Origin of the sequence: Streptomyces sp. NPDC048484, assembly GCF_040651415.1 — a bacterium.
GTDB lineage: Bacteria > Actinomycetota > Actinomycetes > Streptomycetales > Streptomycetaceae > Streptomyces.
Map to the genome: position 1 here is coordinate 1 of NZ_JBEZJY010000050.1, position 20,604 is coordinate 20,604.

A 20,604-nucleotide genomic window follows, 5' to 3' on the forward strand; every position below is an offset into this window, starting at 1 on the left:
GGTGCATTACGGTGGGGCACGAGGGCCTTTCTGATCACTGGTGCAGATGTCGCAATCCACACCAGGCCAGAAGGCCCTCACCCATTTCAAGATCATCCGCCCGTGAATCCAGTCACCGTCCACAACCTCCCGAGACAGAACATCTAGGGCTACGCGGGCACGCGGAAGGCCGGGGCCCTGTTCCGCACAGGGCCCCGGCCTTTGTTCGTCCGCGGTGCGGTGGCCGTGGCCGTCCGCGGTGCCGACGTCGCGTGGTTACGGGGTCAGGACCTGGCCCAGCCGCGCGGCCGTCGCCGTACCCAGCTGGGTGACGCCGTAGTACGCCGACGCGGGCAGGGAGACGCCCGACGCCGTGCTCGGCAGGTAGAGCAGCGTGCCGTTGCCCGTGTCCTCGCCCTCGGCCCCGATGAGCAGGTGCGCCCGGCCGTGGCCGGAGAAGTCCGTCAGCGAGACGGACGAACCCAGCTTGTCGTCCTTCTCCGTGGACCCGGCGATATCCGTCGTGTCCTGGGAGTAGGAGAGCGAGCCGGTGCCGGTGAGGCCGGTCGAGGCACCCTTGAGGAGCCAGACCGCGCCCGCGTCGGCCTTGTTGGCGCCGCTGCGGGTGATGTCCTCGTTCGGGGCGCCGGTGAGGACGTCCGCGTAGCCGTCGGCGTTGAAGTCGCCGGTCGAGACCGACCAGCCCATGGCGTCGCCCGCCTCGGCGGCGCCCTCGACGCCCGCGGTGCCCTGGTGGATCGTCGTCATCCCGGTCGTGGTGAAGCCCGTGGCCGCGCCCGGGACCATCGTGACCTGGCCGCCGGCTTTGGCGCCGGACTCGGCGGTGTACGGCTGGCCGATGACGATGTCGTCGTAGCCGTTGCCGTTCACGTCACCCGCGGCCAGGGAGCGGCCGCCCTTCACCGAGATCGTGGACACCTTCGAAAGACCCAGCGACCTGGACCCCTTGAACCAGGTGACCTTGCCGACGCCGGACGCGTCACGGTAGTTGAGCGCCACGTCCGCGTAGCCGTCCCGGTTGAAGTCACCGCTCGCGGCGTCCGCGTACGCGAGGGCGCCGGTGGCCGTGGTGAGGTCGCCGGCGACCTCGTGGCCGTCGTCGAACCGGGCCGCCCAGTTGCCGCCCGTGCCGGTGGCCGCCGTGAAGACGTCCGCCTTGCCGTCGGCGTTGAAGTCGCCGACCGCGACCGTCGAGCCGAACTTCGCGCCGACCGGCTCGAAGTCGTCGCCCAGCGCCATGGTGTCGGCGCCGGTGTCGAACTTCGGGCCGTAAAGAATCGTTACCGCGCCACGGTCCGCGTGACCGGTCGTGTCGTTCTCGCCGGGGGCGCCGATCGCTATGTCCGCGTAGCCGTCGGCGTTTATGTCGCCCAGTGCCGTGGCCGCGCCCCACTGGTCGCCCGACTCGGCGGTACCCGGGACGTTGGCGGTGCCCTGGTTGAGCTTCACCTTCGAGGCGGAGACGGGGCCGTTCAGGCCGCCGGGCACGAGGGTGAGCCAGCCGCTGCCCTGCTTGGGTGTGGCGGCGAGGAGGTCGCTGATGCCGTCACGGTTGAAGTCGGCCGTCGGGGCCGCGGCGTTCCTGCCGGGGCTGGACGCGTACCGGCGGATCTCGCTCAGCTTCGAGTAAAGGTTTTTGCCGGGGCACTCGGTGGCGAAACCGTCGCGGTGGCCGGAGACCGTGTTCAGCGTGGCCTGCTCGCCCGCCTTCCACACCCCCGTGTCGTCGGCGGCGGTCAGCGTGACCTTGCCGCTCGGGTTGCCGCCGTACTGGCCGAGCTTCCACGCGGCGACGCGCGCCACGGACTCCAGGGAGGCACGGGTCGGCTTGCCCGCGGGCTTCGCCGGAGTGGTGGAGGTGGCGGCCGCTCCCTCGAAGTCACCGAGGACGGCGACGCCCGCCGAGTCACCGTCGAAGCCGGAGGTGTGGGCGCCGCGCACCGGCAGGTCGACGCCGCCCCCGCGGCCCTCGAAGATCCGGCCGCACTTGTCGACCAGGAAGTTGTAGCCGATGTCGTTCCACTTCTCGGTCTGCACGTGGTACGCCATGATGCCGCGCACCAGCGCAGGGGACTCGGCGCAGCTGTAGTCGTTCGTGCCGGCCGTGTGGTGGACGAAGACCGCGCTGACCTTCTCGATGTACTCCGGCGGGTCCGGGACCGTCGACTCGTCGGCGCCCCACTGGGCGCGGGAGATGATCTGCGGCTGCGTCACGGTGGACGGCGGCGGGGACGGGGCCGGGTTGGGCGTCCTGGCGGCCGAGTTGCTCTCCGGGGCGCTTTCCGAGACGCTCCCGGCGGGCGACGCCGGGGCGCTGTTCGCGGGCTCCGTGCTCGTGGACTCCGACGGCGGGGGGGAGTCCGTGGCCGCGTCGGCGGCCGGGGTGGCGGAGCCGGTCGGACCTTCGGCGACGAAGGCGGCGTTGTCCATGGAGGAGACGGCGGAGGTGCCGGTGGAGGTGCCCGCGGCGTTGTCCGTGGAGTCGCCCTTGGCGGTGTCCTTGGCGGTGTCCTTGGAGCTTTCCGTGGGCGTGGCCAGCGCCTTGTTCTTCGCCTCGGCCGAGGTCACACCCGGGTCCACGAGGCTGACCTCAAGTCCCTTGGGCAGCCCGGAACTCGCCGACCCGTCGGCGGCCACGACCCGTGCCTCGACGCCGTCGCTCGGGCCGACCCACAGCGGATCGGACGCACCGCGCGCGTCCTTGGCGCCCGGTTCCGCCTTGTCGACCGGGTGCGGCTCCAGGTCCAGGTTCTGCCAGCCGGTCCACTCGCCCGCGCCGAGGGCCCGGGTCCGCACCTGTGCGGTGCCGTCGAGTTCGGCCTTCGCGCCGGTCCAGGAGATGCCGAGCAGCGAGAACTGCTCGGTGCTCGTCCGCTCCACCTCGCGCCGGCCCGTGCCGTCGCTGCGCATGGTGAGCTCGTGCACCTTCACAGGCCGCTTGCTGCGCGCGGCGTCCACCGACGGAGCGGCGCTGGGGTCGGCGACGGCGTATGTCACGGCGCCCGCCCCGCCCAGCACCACGGCCCCAATCGTCAGCCACGCTCTTCGCTTCATGCTCAGCGGTTTGTACGCATGGGTCGTCCGGCGACTCAATTACCCCACCCCTAGAAAAGCCTCACAAAAAACCCACCCGACACAAGGGTGGCTTCTTATTCAGCGCCATCTCAGAACCAAACATCACCCAACGCGGGTGTGGGGTACGTCACTTCAGGCGGGGGGCGAGGGCCGAGGAGTACGGCATGCGGGACGCGGCGGGAGTGGGCGCGGCTGAGTGGGCGCGGCAGTACCGGCGCCGTGTCGCGCTGGTTCTGGCGGCGGAATGCGCGCCGGCGGCGCGGTCGGACTGCGGCGCGCTGGTCACATGTCCAGCCGTTCAGGTCGGCCCCTGCGGAGGCAGCCCGCCCGGGAGCGGCGGGCGAGGAGCGCCTGGGGTCACGCCAGTCGAAGCGCAGTGACGAATCCCAGTACGACGCTTTCTGTCGAAGTAGACCTATACAAATTACGTCGCAGTCAATGAGAGATAGGAGAGAGAGTGGAAGAGAGCCTGCCGGTCAAGCCGGACGACGTGGTCGACCGGGACCGGGAGTGGGACCTGCTCGCGGAGTTCCTCACCGACCCGGATCCGGCGATGCGGCTCGGCATCGTGTCGGGACGGCGGCGGCACGGGAAGTCGTACCTTCTGCAGGCACTGTCGGAGCAGGTCGGCGGCCTGTACGTCACAGCGGTCAGGGAGGAGGGGCGGCTGCCCGCGATCCAGCGGTTCAGTGATGCGGTCGCCGCCCACGCCGGCCTGCGGCCGGGGAGTCTCCGTCTCACCGGCTGGCGTGACGTCCTGTCCAACGCCCTTGAGGTGACCGCCCGTTTGTCGCACCCGTTCCTGGTGATCGACGAGTTGCCGTACCTGCTTCAGCACTCGCCTGAGATCCCGGGACTGCTGCAACAGCTCTACGACGAACGCCAGCGGGGTGCCCGGCCCGGTGCCGGGCCGGGGCCGCGGCTGATCCTGTGCGGCTCCGCGATGAGCGTCATGCACGAACTGCTCCCGGGAACCAAGCCGCTTCGCGGACGTGCCGTGGTCGATCTACGACTGGGTCCCTTCGACTACCGCGACAGCCGGGCCTTCTGGCAGATCGCCGACCCACTGACCGCGCTGAAGGTGCACGCGGTCCTGGGCGGGGCACCTGGCTACCGGCCGGTGGCTGCCCGGCCGCATCCGGACGACGGCTTCGGCACCTGGCTCACCCGCACCCTGCTCGACCCGGGGCGGGCGGTGTACTCGCGTACCGAGACCGAGTACCTGCTGCGCGAGGACCCGAGGATCACCCAGCACACGCTCTACTACGACATCCTCACCGCGATCGCGAACGGAGCCACCACCCCCAGCAAGATCGGTGCCGCCCTGGAACGCCCGCGCAACGCCGTCGCTCACCCGCTCGGAGTGCTGGAATCCACCGGCTACATTCAGCGGGAACAGGACATCCTCCGCTCCAGGCACCCCGTCATCACGCTCGCCGACCCGGTCATTCGCTTCAACCAGCTCATCACCCTCCCGCAGGCCGCCGCCGTGGAGCAGGGCTTCGCCGAGCAGGTGTGGCAACAGGCCGCCCCGACCTTCAACTCCAAGATCCTCGGGCCGCACTTCGAAGACCTGGCCCGCGACTTCACCCGTCGTTACGCCCACACCCTGTTGCCCGGTGGGCTGCCCGGCCCGGTCGGTACCACCGAGGTCGCCGACCAGGCCGCCCGGACGAAGCACGAGGTCGACGTCATCGCCCTGGCCGCCGGCGAGCGCCCGCAGGCTCCCCGCGCGAGGATCGCGCTGTTGGGCGAGGCCAAGGCGACCGCTGCCCGCCGTGGGACCGGTGACCTGGAGCGCCTGGAACGTATCCGTGCCCTGCTCGCAGATCAGGGGTACGACACCACTGCCACTACCCTGGCCCTGTACTCCCTGCACGGCTTCTATCCCGACCTGGTCGAACTGGCCGACCGTCGTGACGACCTCCTCCTGGTCGATCTGCCCACCCTCTACGGCGGCTGACACAAGAGTCGCCGGTCTACCCCTCCTCGATTGATCCGCCCAACCGCACCTTGCGGTTCCTGACCGGACAACTGACAGCCCGGCGTCAGAGATTGCTGATCAGGGAGACCTTGTTCGCGCCGCCGCCCATGGCCGGCCAGCGGAACTGGACCCCGTCGTCCTCCCAGAAGCAGACAGGGCAGATCTCGTACGAGCCGGGCATCGCGCCCAGCACGCGGTGCCCGCAGCAGGGACAGGGGTAGGAGCCGCTCACCTGCGCAGTCTCGTTGCAGGTCCCGCCGGTGTGCCATGGATTTCTCTGCCTCGGTGTACCCAGCCAGTCCGCGGCCAGTCCGCAGGACACCCGTAAACGGCCGTCGGGAGCCAACGCATCCCAACGAGGAAATCCAAGGTCAGCGCCCTGGGTGCGGCTCCGCCGCAGGTCAGGATCAACCGGCAGACGCTCCGCTTCAACGCCTGGTGGGGACCTGGTGAGGACGTCGCCGAGCTGGCAAAACAAGCAGGTCAGGACGGGCTCACCCTTCTGGGGGCGAGCCCCTGGTCTCTTCCCGTGCTGGAGGGGGCCTCACGTCTCGTAGACCGTGGAACGGTGTCCGACGTGAACGATCCATACGACCAGTTCGCCGTTGTCGATGGTGTAGATGACGCGGTAGTCGCCGATCCGGAGGCGACGACGATCGGGTTGGGACACGAGCGCCGTGGTGCTGAATCCGAGCGGATCGCTCTCCAGTTCCGTCAGCTTGGCCAGGAGGCGCAGCGCCATGTCGCGGGGGACTTTCCGAAGCTCGGCTTGCGCCTCGGGCCGGAAGACGGTGCGGTACTCGCTCGCGCTGTGCTCATTCACCGCGTGCCAGGGTTTCCTTCATGATGTCCTCGATGGGGACGCCGGCCGAGCGGTTCGCCATCCGCTCGTCGATGATGCGATTGATCTCGCGCTCTTCCCACTGCTGGTACTTGCGCAGGACGTCGATCGAGACGATGGCGGCGACTTCTTTTCCTCGTCGCGTGATCACGGTGGGCTGGTCATCGCGATCGGCCCGCTCGACGACTTCGGCAAGGTGCGCGCGGACGTCACGGATGGACTCTATGGGCATCTGCGTCATGCGCTCAAAGGTACCGGATGTTCCATGTGTACACAGTGCCGGTTGTGTGTTCTCTTCCGGGGTCCTGCTGGGTCCGGTGGGCTCACGCTTCACCCGTCGCGCCCTTGCCTTGCATGACGGGCACGCTGCCTCGGTGAGCCGCCGTCCGCCTCCCGTCCCGCAGCCCCAAGCGTTCGACGGGGCGCCTGTGAACGGGCGCGGAGTCGCCGGACCGGAGAGCGCCGGACGGCGTGCGTCACAGGGCGGGCTCGATCGCCCGGCGGGCGGTGGCAGCGCCCGCATGCCGGCGGCCCGGGACAGGGCCAGAGGCGACGCGGAGACGGCCGGAGCCGCCACCCCCCACAGGAGAGGCCCCGGCCGTCGCGCGGTACGGGCCGCGCGGCGGCCCGTACTCTCCTCAGCGTCGGCGGTGCGTTTTGTGTCACACCCCACGCCGGAACGACTTGGTTGCATGGTGGACGGACATGGACGCATCCCGGATTCACGCCGTAACGTGCATTTCGCGCCGGATGCGGGGCAGGACCGCAACCATCGACCGGGAGACCATGACGGAGAGAATCCGGTCCGCGAGAGCGGCACCGGCTGGGCGCAACGAGGGGCGCGGTGCTGGGGGACGACGCGGAGCTGACCGCCGCGGTGCTTGCCGCACAGTCCGGAGACGAGACCGCGTTCCGGACTGTGTACCGAGCCGTGCATCCACGGCTCCTGGGGTACGTGCGGACGCTGGTCGGTGACCCGGACGCCGAGGACGTGACGTCCGAGGCCTGGCTGCAGATCGCCCGCGACCTGGAACGGTTCAGCGGGGACGCCGACCGGTTCCGCGGCTGGGCGGCCCGGATAGCCCGCAACCGCGCACTCGACCACATACGCATGCGCGGCCGGCGCCCCGCGACAGGCGGCGACGAGACCGAACTCACCGGCAGGGCGGCCGAGTCCGACACCGCGGGTGAGGCCATCGAGGCCCTCGCCACGAACAGCACCCTCTCCCTCATCGCCCAGCTCCCGCAGGACCAGGCGGAAGCCGTCGTGCTGCGCGTCGTCGTCGGCCTCGACGCGAAGACCGCCGCGGACACCCTCGGCAAACGGCCGGGCGCCGTCCGCACAGCGGCGCACCGCGGTCTGAAGCGCCTCGCGGAGCTGCTCGGCCCGGACCCGGAATCAGCAGACCCGGAAGCGACGGACCCGGAAGCGGTAAATCCGGAATCGGTGGCCTCTCTGCGCTCGGTGCCGCCGCAGAGACCTCCGCACGTACAGCCGCATACCCGCGTGGTGACGTCCGCGGGTGTGACGCATACGCCTTCGCGGACGCAGAAGGGCATGTGATGGCCGACGAGCGCTGTGTCTTCCCGGGGGGTAATCCGCGGCCCCCCGGCCGGTGGCTGGACCGCGACGCGGCGGAGCGGCTGCTGCGCGGAGAGCGATTCGAAGCCCTCGACGCCGACAGCCGCGACCAGGCCGACCGACTCGCCGAAGCACTCGACGCCCTGGGCGCGCTGACCGCCGAAACCGTGCCGACCAGTACCGAACTTCCGGGTGAGGCCGCCGCGGTGGCCGCATTCCACGCCGCGCGCACCGGCCGGAACGCCGAGGAGGCGAAGGCGGACCTCGGCCGGGCCGTCCGTACGCGTTCCCCGGCGCCCTCCTCACCTCCGGGAACCTCCCTGGACGCGGGCCTCGTCCGACTCGGCCGCGCCGCCACGGACCGCCGTGCCCCCTCTCTCCGGGGCTCCCTCTGGGGCCGCCCGGTGCGCTACGGCCTCGCCTCCGCGCTGGCCGCCGGGATGCTCGGCGGGGTCGCCGTGGTCGCGACCGCGGGCGTCCTGGCCTTCGGCGGTGACGAACCGGAACCCGGCGCCTCCGCGACGGTCGCCGTCACTCCGGACCGCTCGTTCGTCGAGCCGTCTCCCGGGAAGACCCGCGGCGGCGCCGACGAGCCGCGACCCGACGGCAGCGCCGGCTCACCGACCGGCGAGAACTCCGTCCCGGGCGGCGAAGCACGCGGGGACACGGGTGCGGACACGGGAGCACAGCCCGACTCCGACGACACCCGGCGCGCGAACCGGCCGGGGCAGCGGTGGGCCAGGATCGCCTCGGCCTGCCGCGACCTCAGCGACGGCAAGGATCTCGACTCGGGACGCAGGCGCGCCCTGGAGGACGCGGCCCACGGCGCCGAGCAGGTGCAGAGGTACTGCAAGGGCATTCTGAAGAACTGGGACCGCCACGACTCCGACGACGACCGGCGTGGTCACGGGGCCGGGTCCGGGCACAGCGATGCGAGCAAGGGAGACAGCGGCAGCGGCAGGGGCAAGGGCGGCGACGAAGGTGGCGGTGGCGACGGCGGTGACGGTGGGGACCACGACGGCGGCGACCACAGCCACATAGGGCAGGGCACCTTCCGCGGCGACGACGGCACGGCCCACCGCGAAGGCGGCGCCGCCGAGCCGTCGGGCTTCGCCCCCGCCCTGCCCCCGGTGTCGGACGATTCGGCGCGGACTCCGGCCCCGCAGGTCAGCGCCTCGCGGAAGTGGAAGCCCCCGGCCTCCGTGACTTCACCGGTGGCTTCCCCGGTGACCTCCGCGGTGCCTTCTCCGGTTGCCTCCGCGGTCTCCGACCGGGCCCACCCCGCAGCGGGCGCTGCAGCAGCCTCCGCCCGGCGGCTGCCTTCGACGACGCCCTCGACGCCCTCGACACTCTCGACGTCCTCGTCGCGCTCCTGACCTGCTATTTCGTGCCGCCTACACGCTTCTGTCGTCCCGGTGTGACGTTTTCAGCCGTCCCGACGCAGTAATAATCGAGCCGACTGGTCATCGGCTGTCGCACGAGCCGGGGTTCCCCCCGTACCCACGGCTCAGTGCACACAGGCGCGGGCGGGACAGGTTCCCCCGGTCCCGCCCGCGCCCGCACACTTCTCCGCCGCCGGGTCCTCACCAGTAGACGACGACCTTGTCGCCGTTCCTCACCTGCGAGAACAGTGCCGAGACCTTCCCCTCGTCCCGTACGTTCACACAGCCGTGCGAGCCCCCGTAGTAGCCCGTCGCCGCAAAGTTGGAGGAGTAGTGGACCGCCTGCCCGCCGCTGAAGAACATCGCGTACGGCATGGGTGAGTCGTAGAGCGTCGACACATGATGACGCGACTTGAAGTAGACGTTGAAGACACCATCGCGGGTGGGCGTGTACTGCGCGCCGAAGCGCACAGCCATCGTCGAGACCGTACGGCCGTCGATCATCCAGCGCAGTGTGCGGCTGGTCTTGCTGATGCACAGCACCCGGCCCGTCATACAGCGCGGGTCCGGCTTCGCGGCCGGTTGGCCGCCCGACGCGTACAGGTCCCACTTGCCCGGCTCGCGGGTCATCCCCAGCAGTCGCTGCCAGGTCACCGAGTCCGTGGACCCGGTCTGCGGCAGGCCCCGCTTGCCCTGGAATCCGCGTACCGCGGCGGCCGTCGAGGTGTCGTACGTCCCCGTCGGCCCCTGGAAGAGCCACTGGACCTGACGCAGCCGGGCCTGCAACTCCCGTACGTCCCCGCCCCGGTCGCCGGGCGACCAGAGGACGTCGGGCGCGGACTGCCCGGCGGGCTTCGGGGGCTTCGCGTCGCCGGGGGAGCGGCCGGCCGGCGTCGGCGTACCGGCCGACGACCTGGTGGTCGGGTCGACGGTCTGGATGGTGCATCCGCTCACCGCGACGAGCGCCGCCAACGCCGTCGCCATCGCCGATGCCGTCGCGACTGAACTCCGCATGACCCTTGTACGCATCCGAACCCCTCGCTGCTCACCGAACCAGTTCTCGACGTGCCGTCGACGACGCCGGCGATGTGCCGTGGTGCCACCTGTGATGGTCTACCTGAGATGGTCCACCTGAGATGGTCCACCTGAGAAGGTTCCCGCGTGTGCCCGGTTGCGAACAGGGCGGCACTGTCCGGTACTACGAGACGTGCACGGTGAGGCCCACGAGCGCCGCGTACTCCGCGAGCCCTCGCGCCGACTCGCCCGCCCAGCCCACGTAACCGTCCGGGCGGACGAGGAACACTCCGGACCCGTACGCCTCGTACGCGGGGATGCGGACGGCCCGGACGCCGGTGCTGGTGCAGGTGCCGGGGAGAGCCGGCACACCGGTGTCCGTGCCGTCCGTGTCGGCTGTGCCCTCCGTGCCGACTGTGAGCAGTGTCCAGTGCGGGCCCCGGAAGGCGTCGAAGAGGTGTACCCCGGCCCGGGTGCCGTCCGGTGCGCGGTCGCCCGCGCGGAGGGCTCCCTCGGGCAGGCCCACGCGGGTCTCCACCGCGAGGGCGCAGCCCCGGTAACCGAGGCCCAGTTGCTGGGTGGCGACGCCGCGCCGGACCTCGCCACGGTGGACGCCGGTGGACAGGCCCAGCATCTGCGCGGCGATGGGCATCCGCTCCTCCTCGTACGAGTCGAGGAGGGCGGCCGGGGCGTTCTCCCGGAGTACGGCCGCGAGCTTCCAGCCCAGGTTGTAGGCGTCCTGGACGCTGGTGTTGAGGCCCTGACCGCCCGCGGGTGAGTGGACGTGGGCCGCGTCACCCGCCAGGAAGACCCGGCCCTGCCGGAAGCGGTCCGCCATCGCGGCGCGCGGCCGGAAGTCGGAAGCCCAGCGCACCTCGGTCACGTCGTCCGGGGCGAGGTGCGTCCGTGTGGCGACGAGCTTGCGGATGCCGTCGAGGGAAAGGTCCGGCCGGGCCGACGGGTCCGCGAAGCCGGCCGCCAGCTGGAAGTCCTCGGTGTGCGGCAGGGGGCAGATCGCCAGGAAGCCGCCCTCGCTGTCGGCCGCGTCGGTGGGCGGGAAGAAGTGCCAGTTGTCGCGGTCCAGTCCGGTGACGCGGATGTCCGCGACCAGTGCCGGAGCCGGGTCCACCGTCTCGCCGGTCATGCCGATGCCGAGTGCGCGCCGCACCGCCGAACGGCCGCCGTCCGCGGCGACGACGTAGCGGGCGAGCACCGGAGTGCCGGACGCGAAGCTCGCCGTCACGCCGTCGGCGTCCTGGGCGAGGCCCACCAGCTCCCGGCCGAAGGCGACACTGCCGCCCAGTTCCGTGAGTCTCGCGAACAGGATCTCCTGCGTCCGCCACTGCGGCACCATCAGCGCGTGGCCCGCGTACGGTTCGGCCTCCGTCGCCTCCACCTCGTCGAACATCCGGTGTTCGCCCTGCCGTTGTCCGTCCTGCCAGATCATCCCGACGGGGTACGTGCCGCCTTGCGCCCGGAGCGCGTCCAGTACGCCGAAGTCGTCGAAGACCTCCTGCGTGCGGGGCTGGATCCCCTTGCCGCGTGAGCCGGGGAAGAGTGCGTCGGCCCGCTCGACGACGAGCGCGTGCGTTCCGCGCCGGGCGAGGTCGACGGCCAGGGCGAGCCCGGTGGGGCCCGCGCCGACGATGAGCACGTCCGTGTGAGTGGTCACGATCAGACTCCTTAACGCCGTTAAGTTCACCGTCCTCCCAGAGTGGCCTTAACGGCGTTAAGCTGTCAAGCGTGAATACGGAACGCCGAGCCCCCCTGGACCGCAAGCGCGTCGCGGACACCGCCCTGCGGCTGCTGAACGAGGTCGGCCTCGACGGCCTCAGCCTGCGGGTCATCGCGAAGGAGCTGGACGTCAAGGCGCCCGCCCTCTACTGGCACTTCAAGGACAAACAGGCGCTGCTCGACGAGATGGCGACGGAGATGTACCGCCGGATGGTCGCCGGGATCCCGCTCGACCCGGGCGACACCTGGCAGGAGCGACTGCTCAGGTCGAACCGCGGCCTGCGCACGGCGCTGCTCGGCCACCGCGACGGCGCGAAGGTGTTCAGCGGCTCCCGCTTCACCGGGATCGAGCACGCCGAGCAGATGGAGGAGAACCTGCGCCTGTTCACGGCCGCCGGCTTCACCCTCGCCCAGGCGGTCCGCGCGGCCTCGACGGCGCACCTCTACACACTCGGGTTCGTCATCGAGGAACAGGGCGTCGAGCCGCTGCCTGGCGACCGGCGCGAGGGCTACGACGTAGACGAACGCGCCCGCCTGATGGCCGACTTTCCCTTGTCGGCCCAGGCGGGCGCGGAGATCTTCGCTGATTACGACCGGCACTTCGAGGAGGGGCTGGCGTTGGTGATCGCCGGCGTCGAGGCGGGGTACGGGATCAGATGAGCGGCGCGAAGGCAGACCCAAAGAGAGGCCCAGAGGCAGGCCCAAGAGGCCCGGAGGCCCCGGGGCTCACGCCGCGCGCAGATAGCCCGAGTTCGCCACCTGGCCGAGGAACGTCAGCCGGGTGTCCGTGGCCATGTGCTTGTCGAAGGCCTCCTTGATACCGGGCCACTTGGCGTGTCCGAAGTCGTCCAGGACCACGATGCCGCCGGGCGCGGCGATCTGCTCGGCCCATTCCAGATCCGCCTTGACTCCCGAGGCGGAGTGGTCACCGTCGACGATGATCACTCCGTAACTGCGGTCGGAGACCAGGGCACGCACCTCCGGGTCCTCGGAGAAGCCCTGCTGGACACGGGCCTCGGCACCGGCCGAGCCCGCGAGGCCCAGGTTGGTGCGTACTGCGGCCTCGCGTACGGGGACGCCCGTCGGGTCGGCGCCCTCGGTCGTGCCGGGCTGCAACTGCAGCCCCGCCAGCGGGTCGACGATCGTCAGGTGCGGGTCGCGTCCCGCGCGCTCCATCATCCGGATCAGAGCCGCGCCGAACATCCCGTACAGGGTGCCGATCTCCAGGATCTCGTCGTTCGGCGGATCCAGCAGCGGTACGGCGGAGAGCTTGCCGCAGATGTTCATGGTCCCACCGGCTATCCGGCCGACTCCGAGTGACTCCAGGGCGATGAGCAGGCGGAACGACTGGGCGATATTGCGCTCCGCGCCCTCCTTGTCCCCGGTCACCGACGCCAGTTCGTCGATCGCGCGGGTGAGGTGGACTTGGGCCGGGAGCCGTGACACGCCACGCCCGGTTCCGTCGAGCAGCAGCTCAAGGGGGCGCTGGCGGTTCCTCAGTGTCATCAGCTCGTGCAGCCCGTTGTTGTCGGAGCCGCCCCCGAGAGAACGCCGGATCTGCCGCTCGATGCGCTGATCGATGAGATCGGCGATGGGACGCAGGGCGCGCCGGGTGACTTTGGTGGTGAGTAGCGTTCGCATGATTCTGTGACCCCCACAGATAATCGGGCAGATAATCGGGTGAAGTGGATGACTCAGGGCATCGCCCGTTGGCCGACCGCATCCGACGTGCCGGGGAGCCAGCACCCCATCCACCGCGTTCGCGCCCGGTTCCCCCCATCGGGCACAGGAGCCGAGGCCGCACACGTCCGAACGGGTCCGCACGTCTCCGGCCGCTCCAGCACACAGCACACCGGGTTCGATTGACAGCTCAACCTCGTGTGACAGAGCCACTGTTCTCGCGATCATCGCCGTGAGTTCACCGAAGAGTCGATTCGCTCACCGCAACCCCGGCTCCCGGCCCCCGCACCTCGACCCCCGGCCCTCGACCTCGGTCCTCAGTCCGCCTGGCCCCCGCCCGCCCGGCCCCTCTCAGGAGCGCCGAGCGCAGCCGTGGCGCCAGCCGGTCCTCGACGAACCGGTTGAGGAGCCAGGCCAGGGTGAGCATGGACAGCACCGTCAGGGCCAGGGTCGCGTACGACGGGATGTTCAGCCGCTGGTGGAACGTCTCGATGGCGACCCAGCCCAGGTGCTCGTGCACCAGATAGAAGGGGTACGTCAGGGCGCCCGCGACCGTCAGCCACCGCCAGTTCGCCCAGTTCAGCCACCCCAGTGCGATCGCGGCGACGGCGACGAAGCCGAACGTGACGACCAGGATGATCCCGAACGAGGTGCGGTAGGAGAAGAAGTCCGGGTTCGGTGCGTGCCACAGCCCGCGCATCGCGTAGTGCTGGCCGATCAGCCAGCTCACGATCACGATGCCCCAGGCGTGCGCGTCGTGCCGGTCGCGGTGGACCAGGTAGAGGCCTATGCCGCCGATGAAGAACGGCGCGTACTCGGGCATCAGGACGAGGTCGAGCAGCGGCTCGTTCGCGGCCTCGGCGAGCGCCGCGGCCAGGGTCCAGCCCGCGCAGAACATGATGACGCGCTGCCGGGTCGCGCCCGGCACCACGACGCACAGGGCGAACAGCGCGTAGAAGCGGACCTCCGCCCAGAGCGTCCAGCAGACCCCCAGCACCCGGTCCACGCCCAGCGGTTGCTGCATCATCGTCAGGTTCACCAGCGCGTCGCTGGGCGAGACCGCGTTGTACGCCACCACCGGCAGCGCGAAGACCGCCGTCACGATGACGACCGCAGCCCAGTACGAGGGCAGCAGCCGCGACGCCCGTGAGGCGAAGAACGAGCGCAGCGGCTTCCCCCAGCCGCTCATGCAGATCACGAAGCCGCTGATGACGAAGAAGATCTGCACGCCCAGGCAGCCGTAGGCGAACCACGAGTGCAGCGTGGGGAACTGGACCTTCGGCGAGCTTCCCCAGGCCTGTCCGACCTCGCCGTCGCGACCGCCGTAGTGGTACGCCGCCACCATCAGCGCGGCGATCAACCGCAGCCCGTCCAGGGCGCGCAGCCGGCTCTCCCGTGGCTTCGGTCGCGTCGGCGCGGCGGGTGGCTGGGGCGGGTCGGGCGCCGGCAGGACGGTGCGGATCATCGTGCCCATGGACGTCGCGCGTATGTCCTCGGGAGTGTCGGTCACGGGTTTCCCCTCAACGGCCGTTCTGCGGGCGGATGCGTGCGGATCGCGGATTGCGGGCCGTGGTCGACGTAGGTTGCCGTGGTTTCCGTGACCCGGGGCTTTGGGCGGGCTTTGGGCGGGCCTCATGCGAGCCTCGTAGGGACCTCGCGGGGGCGCAGGGCGTCAGCCACGTACGGCCTTCTTCAGGGAGCGTGCGCGGCGGGCCACCCGGCGCACCGTCGCGTTGCGCGGAATGAACGCGAGCTGGGACGGCACCGCGCCGGGCAGCCCCAGCGAGGTGAGGCGCCGCCGCTTGAAGTACCGCCAGGTGCGGGCGTTCAGATGCCGTGTCAGGTAGCGCTCGGCGTCCGGCCTGGCGTCCGGGTAGATCCTCGGCTGCATGGCGAAGCCCACGGCCCGTACCAGCTCGCCCAGCTCACCCACTCCACTCAGGTCGTCGGGGCCCATGCCCTGGCGCTGCCCGGTGACCGCCTCGCGGTCCGTCAGTTCAGGGAGCAGGGCGTCCACGATCGTGACCGGGACGCGGTTGCTGTTCTCGTACGGGGTGAGGCGTTCGAGGAGCGGCCCCGTGCCGATGCGGGCGACGGGGAGGCCGTACAGCGCGGAGGCGGTGAGCAGCGCGGTGGAGAAGCAGCCGACGACCAGCGCGGGACGCATCCGCTGGTAGAGCACCTCGGCGAGGACCGGGGTGTCGAGCACCGTGAGGTCGGCGCCGATCCGCTCCGCCTCCTTCTCCAGGGCGCGCGACCAGCGGGCCGGCGCGCTGGGGTGCGGCTTGAACACCACCTGGTTGTGGCCGAGTTCGACGGCGCCCTTGAGCATCCGTACGTGCAGGTCCTCCTCTTCCTCGGTGGTGAGGATGCCGAGGGCGGAGAGGTACTGGCCGAGCAGCAGGGCCGGTTCCTCGACGGCGGGCTCCGGTAGATCACTGCCCGTCTTCACGAGTTCGGTGAGGACCTCCGTGAACGCGGAGGTCGGCACGATCTCCGGTTCGACGCCGAACTCCGTGAGCAGCATGGGTGTCAGGCCCGGCACCAGGTCGAGGTGGAGGAGGCGGTCGATACGGGTGCCGACCAGCGGGTCGAGCTTGTTGCGGGTGGGGCCGTAACTCATCAGGCCGTCCGCATAGACGGTGACGGGCGCGCCCGTGAAGATCTGCGTGACGCCGAGCGCCGGGTTCACCTGGATCGATTCGACGACCAGCTCCACGTCGTCGTCGCCGAGCCCCCAGGCGAGCCGCAGATGCCGCTCCCACAGCGGGACGTCGTCGAGCCGTGGGGCCCAACCGCCGGGGTGGAACGGGGAGATGGTCTCGTTCCAGGAGATCACGTCGTCGAACCGGCCGAGCAGCTGCCCGAAGCCGGGCATCTCGTCGACGCCGGGTGTCGTCTCGGGCGTCGCCGAGTTGTTGGAGACGAGCAGGACGCGACGGTCCACGGGGCGGAAGCAGCCGGAGTCGACGGCCGCGGCGAGCGTCGCCGTGCCGTACAGCGTCGACGCCATGAAGATCTGGACGCTCACGCGGACACCCCCGCGGCCGCCGGACGGCGACGCAGCCGACGCAGCCGCGTCGCGCGCTGTATGTCCATGGAATCGAGGGCGTCATCGAGGACGTCCTGCGGCATACGCCGCAATGCGACGGCACTCATCGACTTCAGTTTCCGTGCCACGGGCGGCTCGAACCTTTCGATGGATCCCAGGTGGTGGGAAATAATCGCGCAGTAGGTCCGCACGGCCTTCGGCAGGAGTTTATCCGCCTCCCGGTCCTGGGCCGTTTCTCTTACCACCTGGTCGAACGCGCGAATGAAATCCAGCTGCCGTACGTCACCGATCTGTGTCAGTGAGGAGGCGACGCCGCGCCGGTAGAACACACCGAGCAGGCCCACCGTGGCGAACGAATCCGCCTCCCGGTGCAGCTTCCAGATCCACGGCCGGTCCTCGGCCGTGCGCAGCCCGTCGGTGAAGTGCAGCAGGCCCCGGTCGGCCAGCCGGCGGTGGTAGATGCCGGCCCACGCGTACGCGTAGTCGACGGACGTGGAGCGGTCGGCGGGCAGGATCGCCTCGCGCGGATTCAGTACGACACCGCGCCTGCCGTGCGGCACGCGGTGCACCGCGCGGGCCCGCGCGGTGCACTGGACATGGTCCGTGCGTACGAAGTCGCAGCCCAGGTCCTCGATGGAGGCGAGGAGCTGCTCGTAGTAGCCGGGGGCGAGCCAGTCGTCCCCGTCGAGGAACGTGAGGTATTCGCCACGCGCCGCGTCGATGCCTGTGTTGCGCGCGGTGGCCAGCCCCCCGTTCTGCTCGTGTCTGACATACACCGCACCCGGGAGCTCGCGCTCCGCGCGCGCGAGGATGTCCGGAGTCTCGTCGCGGGAGCAGTCGTCGACGAGAATGAATTCGAAGTCCTGGCGCGCGTTCGCACGCAGACTTTTCAGGGTGTCGGGCGCATATTGCTGCACGTTGTAGAACGGCACGATGACGGAGAGCTTGACCACCCACGTGACGTTAGGCGGCGGCCCGGCATTCGTCTTGACCGTTGGTGAGATGCCAGGTGAACGACACATGGCGGAATGGTGAACCGGGTCTTATTGGGGGCCGATCGGGGGTCGGTTCGTCATTCGGCGGTGCGCTGTTAACCCGTTGTTGTATTCCGGTTGGGCCGCGGATCGGAATTGCTTCCTAGCGTCTTCGGTGTGCCAGCAAGTACCACGAAGTCCCTGCGAGTAGCCGTCCTCGCCGATTCCGATACCCGGTGGAAATGGGGCGCGCTCACCGCGAACCGTATCGCACCGGCCGATTCGGACATCAGGCTCGACGGCTACCTCCTGAGGGGCCGTGCGACCCCCACCGCCCGTCAGCTCGAAGAGGTCGGCGTCCGCGCCGACTCCCTCCGGGAGGTCACCTCGGTCGAGTTCCTTCGGGAGATGGCCCGCGAGGAGGCCGCGTACGACGTCCTCGTGCTCTCCCTCGTCGGGGGCGGCGTCCAGGCGATGCTGCACGGGCTCTCCCACCAGTGGCGGGAGCGCGCCGTGACGGGCCGTACCGAACGGCCCGTGGTCGTCACCGGCTATGTCGGCGTCGTCTACGAGAAGCTCGCCGACGGGCTGCTGCTGCGGCACGGCGCGGACCTCGTCCTCGCCAACTCCCGCCAGGACGCGGACCGTTTCACCGCCGTGTACGAGGGAGTGGGCGCCGACGCCTCCTCGGTGACCGAGGTCGCGCTGCCGTTCCTCGGCGGCGACCCGTACGAGAAGCACGACCCGTACACGGTGGTCTTCGCCGCGCAGCCCTCCGTGCCGGAGAGCCGCAAGGACCGTACGTACCTGCTGAACCGGCTGGTCCAGCACGCCAGGCTGCACCCGGACCGCGAGGTCCTGCTGAAGCTGAGGTCCAGGCCGGGCGAGCACACCACACACATCGAGGAGCAGCCCTACCAGCGCCTCGCGGAGCGGATACCGGGCGGGCTGCCCGCCAACTTCCGCCTCGTGTACGGGCACATGGGCGAGGTCCTCGACCGTACGGACCTGCTGGTCACCGTCAGCTCCACGGCGGCCCTGGAGTCCCTGCACCGCCGGATACCCACGGTCGTCCTCACCGACCTCGGGGTGCGCGAGTCGCTCGGCAACCACCACTTCGTGGGCTCGGGCTGCCTCGCCTCCTGGGACCAGCTCGACGACGGGCACGCACCGTCGCCCGACGAGCGGTGGGTCGCCCGGCAGGGCGTGGCGGCCGCGGGCTCCCCCTCTGGAGGCGCTGGAGGCGCTGGGGGATCTGGGGGATCTGGGGGATCTGGAAGCTCTGAGGGTTCCCCAGCCGGGGGCGGCTCGTACGAGACGGCCTTCGACGCGGCCCGCGAGCGCATCGCCGAGCTGCTCGGCAAAGGCGTCCTCCCCACCCTCGCCCCCTACTACACGCCCGCCACCGCGCCCGGCTACCTGCCCGGCATCCTCGCCCGCCACCACCTCGCCCCGGACGGCAGCCCGCTGCCCGGCGCGCCCGACGCCGACCGGGAGCCGGGGCCGGTCCGGCAGATCGTCCGGCGGGCCGCGCGGGGTGCCTACCGGCACGGGGTGCAGCGGGTGGCTCCCGTCATCCGGCGGATGGGGGAGCTGTGAGATTCCCCTCGCCGGAGGCCCGGCGTCCCACCGCCGTCCTGAACCCGCGGGTTCGTCGTGGCTGGTCGCGCAGTTCCCCGCGCCCCTGCGGGGGCGCCGTACGGCGGCCCCCTTCCACGCGACCGTCAACCAAGGAGTACAGCCAATGACCAACTCGGAAGCGGGCCGGGTGACAGCCGGGCGGCTGAAGTCGGTGCCGCGTGTGCTCGCCGTGATTCCCGCGCGGGGCGGCTCCAAGGGCGTCCCCTCCAAGAACCTCCTCCCCGTCGGCGGAGTGCCGCTTGTCGCCCGAGCGGTGCGCGAGTGCCGTGCGGCCCGGCTGGTCACGGACGTCGTGGTCTCCACCGACGACCAGGCGATCGCCGCCGCCGCCCGCCAGGCCGGAGCGGAGGTCGTGCTGCGGCCCGCCGCCATCGCCGGCGACACGGCGACCTCCGAGGCGGCCGTCCTGCACGCCATGGCCGCCCACGAGGCGCTGCACGGCTCTGCCGTCGACGCCGTACTCCTCGTGCAGTGCACCAGTCCCTTCATCGTCCGCGAGGACATCGACGGGGTGGCGGGCGCGGTCGTGGAGAACGGCGCGGACACCGCGCTGACCGTGGCGCCCTTCCACGGGTTCATCTGGCGGGACGCCGACGACGAGTTCGCCGCGGGCGACGAGCACGGCCAGGCGGCCGGTGCGGAACGCCCCGCGACGATACCGGCCACCGACACCGCGCGCGCCTTCGGCGCAGCCGGCACCGAGCGCCCGGCGGTCGCGCACTCCACCGCGGGCGCCCCCCGAGCCGTTCCCGCATCTTCCGCCGCCCCCGGCGACACCGCGCGCGCCTTCGGCGCAGCCGACGCCGAGCGTCCGGCGGTAGCGCTCGACGCGGCGGGCGCCCGCCGAGCCGCCTCCGCGCCCTCCGCCGCAGGCGGCCCCGCGCCCTCCGCCGCAGGCGGCTACGGCGTCAACCATGACAAGTCCTTCCGCCCGCGCCGCCAGGACCGTCCCCAGGACCTCCTGGAGACCGGCGCCGCGTACGCCATGGACGCGGCGGGCCTGCGTGAGCACAAGCACCGCTTCTTCGGCCGGACGGAACTCGTCCGCACCGACCCCGCGCGGGTCCTGGAGATCGACGACCCGCACGACCTCGCCCGTGCCCGGGCCCTCGCGCCGCTCTTCGACGCGAACCGGCCCGGCACCCTCCCGACCGCCGAGGACATCGACGCGGTCGTCCTCGACTTCGACGGCACCCAGACCGACGACAGGGTGCTGATCGACTCCGACGGACGGGAGTTCGTCTCCGTGCACCGCGGAGACGGACTCGGCGTCGCGGCCCTTCGCAAGAGCGGCCTCACGATGCTGATCCTGTCCACGGAACAGAACCCGGTCGTCGCCGCCCGCGCACGGAAGCTCAAGATCCCCGTGCTGCACGGCATCGACCGGAAAGACCTCGCACTGAAGCAGTGGTGCGAGGAACAGGGCATCGTGCCCGAGCGCGTGCTCTACGTCGGCAACGACGTCAACGACCTCCCGTGCTTCGCCCTCGTGGGCTGGCCCGTGGCGGTCGCGAGCGCCCACGACGTCGTACGCGGCGCCGCGCGCGCGGTCACCACCGTCCCCGGTGGCGACGGCGCGATCCGAGAGATCGCCAGTTGGATCCTCGGCCCTTCTCTCGACTCCCTCAACAAGTAAGGAACGTCA

Annotated in this window: 16 protein-coding genes; 6 read left to right on the forward strand and 10 right to left on the reverse strand. The window is 70.8% G+C overall.

The features are described from left to right. Window positions 1-255: 255 nt before the first annotated feature. On the reverse strand, window positions 256-3,054 hold the full coding sequence (locus AB0D14_RS36590; RefSeq protein WP_362787433.1) for an FG-GAP-like repeat-containing protein: 2,799 nt from the start codon (window positions 3,052-3,054) through the stop codon (window positions 256-258). Between the two features lie 478 nt (window positions 3,055-3,532). Between AB0D14_RS36590 and AB0D14_RS36595 the strand changes: the two genes are divergently transcribed. Then, a complete protein-coding gene (locus AB0D14_RS36595; RefSeq protein WP_362787434.1) occupies window positions 3,533-5,038 on the forward strand; it encodes an ATP-binding protein in 1,506 nt (501 codons plus the stop codon). 85 nt (window positions 5,039-5,123) lie between these two features. On the opposite strand, the gene AB0D14_RS36600 is transcribed toward AB0D14_RS36595, so the two are convergent. From AB0D14_RS36600 to AB0D14_RS36610, 3 genes are all read right to left on the reverse strand, one after another. Continuing rightward, complete coding sequence (locus AB0D14_RS36600) at window positions 5,124-5,291, reverse strand: CPCC family cysteine-rich protein (RefSeq protein WP_362787435.1); 168 nt, start codon at window positions 5,289-5,291, stop codon at window positions 5,124-5,126. Between the two features lie 312 nt (window positions 5,292-5,603). Next, window positions 5,604-5,882 (reverse strand): type II toxin-antitoxin system RelE/ParE family toxin, encoded by a 279-nt coding sequence (locus AB0D14_RS36605; RefSeq protein ID WP_362787436.1) that lies wholly within the window; start codon window positions 5,880-5,882, stop codon window positions 5,604-5,606. Next, window positions 5,875-6,141 (reverse strand): type II toxin-antitoxin system Phd/YefM family antitoxin, encoded by a 267-nt coding sequence (locus tag AB0D14_RS36610; protein ID WP_362787437.1) that lies wholly within the window; start codon window positions 6,139-6,141, stop codon window positions 5,875-5,877. Before AB0D14_RS36610 ends, AB0D14_RS36605 begins: the two co-directional genes overlap by 8 nt. Before the next feature lie 603 nt (window positions 6,142-6,744). On the opposite strand from AB0D14_RS36610, the gene AB0D14_RS36615 reads away from it, so the two are divergent. Further along, window positions 6,745-7,464, forward strand: coding sequence for an RNA polymerase sigma factor (locus AB0D14_RS36615; RefSeq protein ID WP_362787438.1), 720 nt, complete (start codon window positions 6,745-6,747; stop codon window positions 7,462-7,464). Next, window positions 7,464-8,858, forward strand: a complete 1,395-nt coding sequence (locus AB0D14_RS36620) for a hypothetical protein (protein ID WP_362787439.1) — start codon at window positions 7,464-7,466, stop codon at window positions 8,856-8,858. Before AB0D14_RS36615 ends, AB0D14_RS36620 begins: the two co-directional genes overlap by 1 nt. Before the next feature lie 207 nt (window positions 8,859-9,065). On the opposite strand, the gene AB0D14_RS36625 is transcribed toward AB0D14_RS36620, so the two are convergent. Next, a complete protein-coding gene (locus AB0D14_RS36625; RefSeq protein WP_362787440.1) occupies window positions 9,066-9,848 on the reverse strand; it encodes a L,D-transpeptidase family protein in 783 nt (260 codons plus the stop codon). Window positions 9,849-10,062: 214 nt separating this feature from the next. Beyond that, entirely contained in the window at window positions 10,063-11,550 is a 1,488-nt protein-coding gene (locus AB0D14_RS36630) for an FAD-dependent oxidoreductase (RefSeq protein WP_362787441.1), read from the reverse strand. Between the two features lie 71 nt (window positions 11,551-11,621). Here AB0D14_RS36630 and AB0D14_RS36635 point away from each other — a divergent pair, with 71 nt between their 5' ends. Further along, window positions 11,622-12,272, forward strand: a complete 651-nt coding sequence (locus AB0D14_RS36635; protein ID WP_362787442.1) for a TetR/AcrR family transcriptional regulator — start codon at window positions 11,622-11,624, stop codon at window positions 12,270-12,272. Window positions 12,273-12,338: 66 nt separating this feature from the next. Here the strand turns inward: AB0D14_RS36635 and AB0D14_RS36640 are convergent, their stop codons facing one another. The 4 genes from AB0D14_RS36640 to AB0D14_RS36655 form a co-directional block, all read right to left on the reverse strand. Next, window positions 12,339-13,253, reverse strand: coding sequence for a class I SAM-dependent methyltransferase (locus AB0D14_RS36640; RefSeq protein ID WP_362787443.1), 915 nt, complete (start codon window positions 13,251-13,253; stop codon window positions 12,339-12,341). A gap of 277 nt (window positions 13,254-13,530) precedes the next feature. Further along, a complete protein-coding gene (locus AB0D14_RS36645) occupies window positions 13,531-14,766 on the reverse strand; it encodes an acyltransferase (protein ID WP_362787479.1) in 1,236 nt (411 codons plus the stop codon). Between the two features lie 198 nt (window positions 14,767-14,964). Beyond that, complete coding sequence (locus AB0D14_RS36650; protein ID WP_362787444.1) at window positions 14,965-16,323, reverse strand: polysialyltransferase family glycosyltransferase; 1,359 nt, start codon at window positions 16,321-16,323, stop codon at window positions 14,965-14,967. Then, complete coding sequence (locus AB0D14_RS36655) at window positions 16,320-17,297, reverse strand: glycosyltransferase family 2 protein (protein ID WP_362787445.1); 978 nt, start codon at window positions 17,295-17,297, stop codon at window positions 16,320-16,322. The genes AB0D14_RS36650 and AB0D14_RS36655 overlap by 4 nt, the downstream gene beginning before the upstream one ends. Before the next feature lie 198 nt (window positions 17,298-17,495). Between AB0D14_RS36655 and AB0D14_RS36660 the strand changes: the two genes are divergently transcribed. Both AB0D14_RS36660 and AB0D14_RS36665 read left to right on the forward strand, forming a co-directional pair. Next, window positions 17,496-18,917 carry a DUF6716 putative glycosyltransferase gene (locus AB0D14_RS36660; protein WP_362787446.1) on the forward strand — a complete coding sequence of 474 codons (1,422 nt, stop codon included), beginning with the start codon at window positions 17,496-17,498 and terminating at the stop codon, window positions 18,915-18,917. Between the two features lie 145 nt (window positions 18,918-19,062). Further along, complete coding sequence (locus AB0D14_RS36665; protein ID WP_362787447.1) at window positions 19,063-20,595, forward strand: N-acylneuraminate cytidylyltransferase; 1,533 nt, start codon at window positions 19,063-19,065, stop codon at window positions 20,593-20,595. Window positions 20,596-20,604 lie beyond the last annotated feature (9 nt).

What these genes read in the sequence shown, in the direction of transcription:
- AB0D14_RS36640 (WP_362787443.1), bottom strand. Translation starts at nt 13,253, where the DNA reads ATGCGAACGCTACTCACCACCAAAGTCACCCGGCGCGCCCTGCGTCCC.
- AB0D14_RS36610 (WP_362787437.1), bottom strand. Translation starts at nt 6,141, where the DNA reads ATGACGCAGATGCCCATAGAGTCCATCCGTGACGTCCGCGCGCACCTT.
- AB0D14_RS36590 (WP_362787433.1), bottom strand. Translation starts at nt 3,054, where the DNA reads ATGAAGCGAAGAGCGTGGCTGACGATTGGGGCCGTGGTGCTGGGCGGG.
- AB0D14_RS36645 (WP_362787479.1), bottom strand. Translation starts at nt 14,766, where the DNA reads ATGGGCACGATGATCCGCACCGTCCTGCCGGCGCCCGACCCGCCCCAG.
- AB0D14_RS36625 (WP_362787440.1), bottom strand. Translation starts at nt 9,848, where the DNA reads ATGGCGACGGCGTTGGCGGCGCTCGTCGCGGTGAGCGGATGCACCATC.
- AB0D14_RS36620 (WP_362787439.1), top strand. Translation starts at nt 7,464, where the DNA reads ATGGCCGACGAGCGCTGTGTCTTCCCGGGGGGTAATCCGCGGCCCCCC.
- AB0D14_RS36665 (WP_362787447.1), top strand. Translation starts at nt 19,063, where the DNA reads ATGACCAACTCGGAAGCGGGCCGGGTGACAGCCGGGCGGCTGAAGTCG.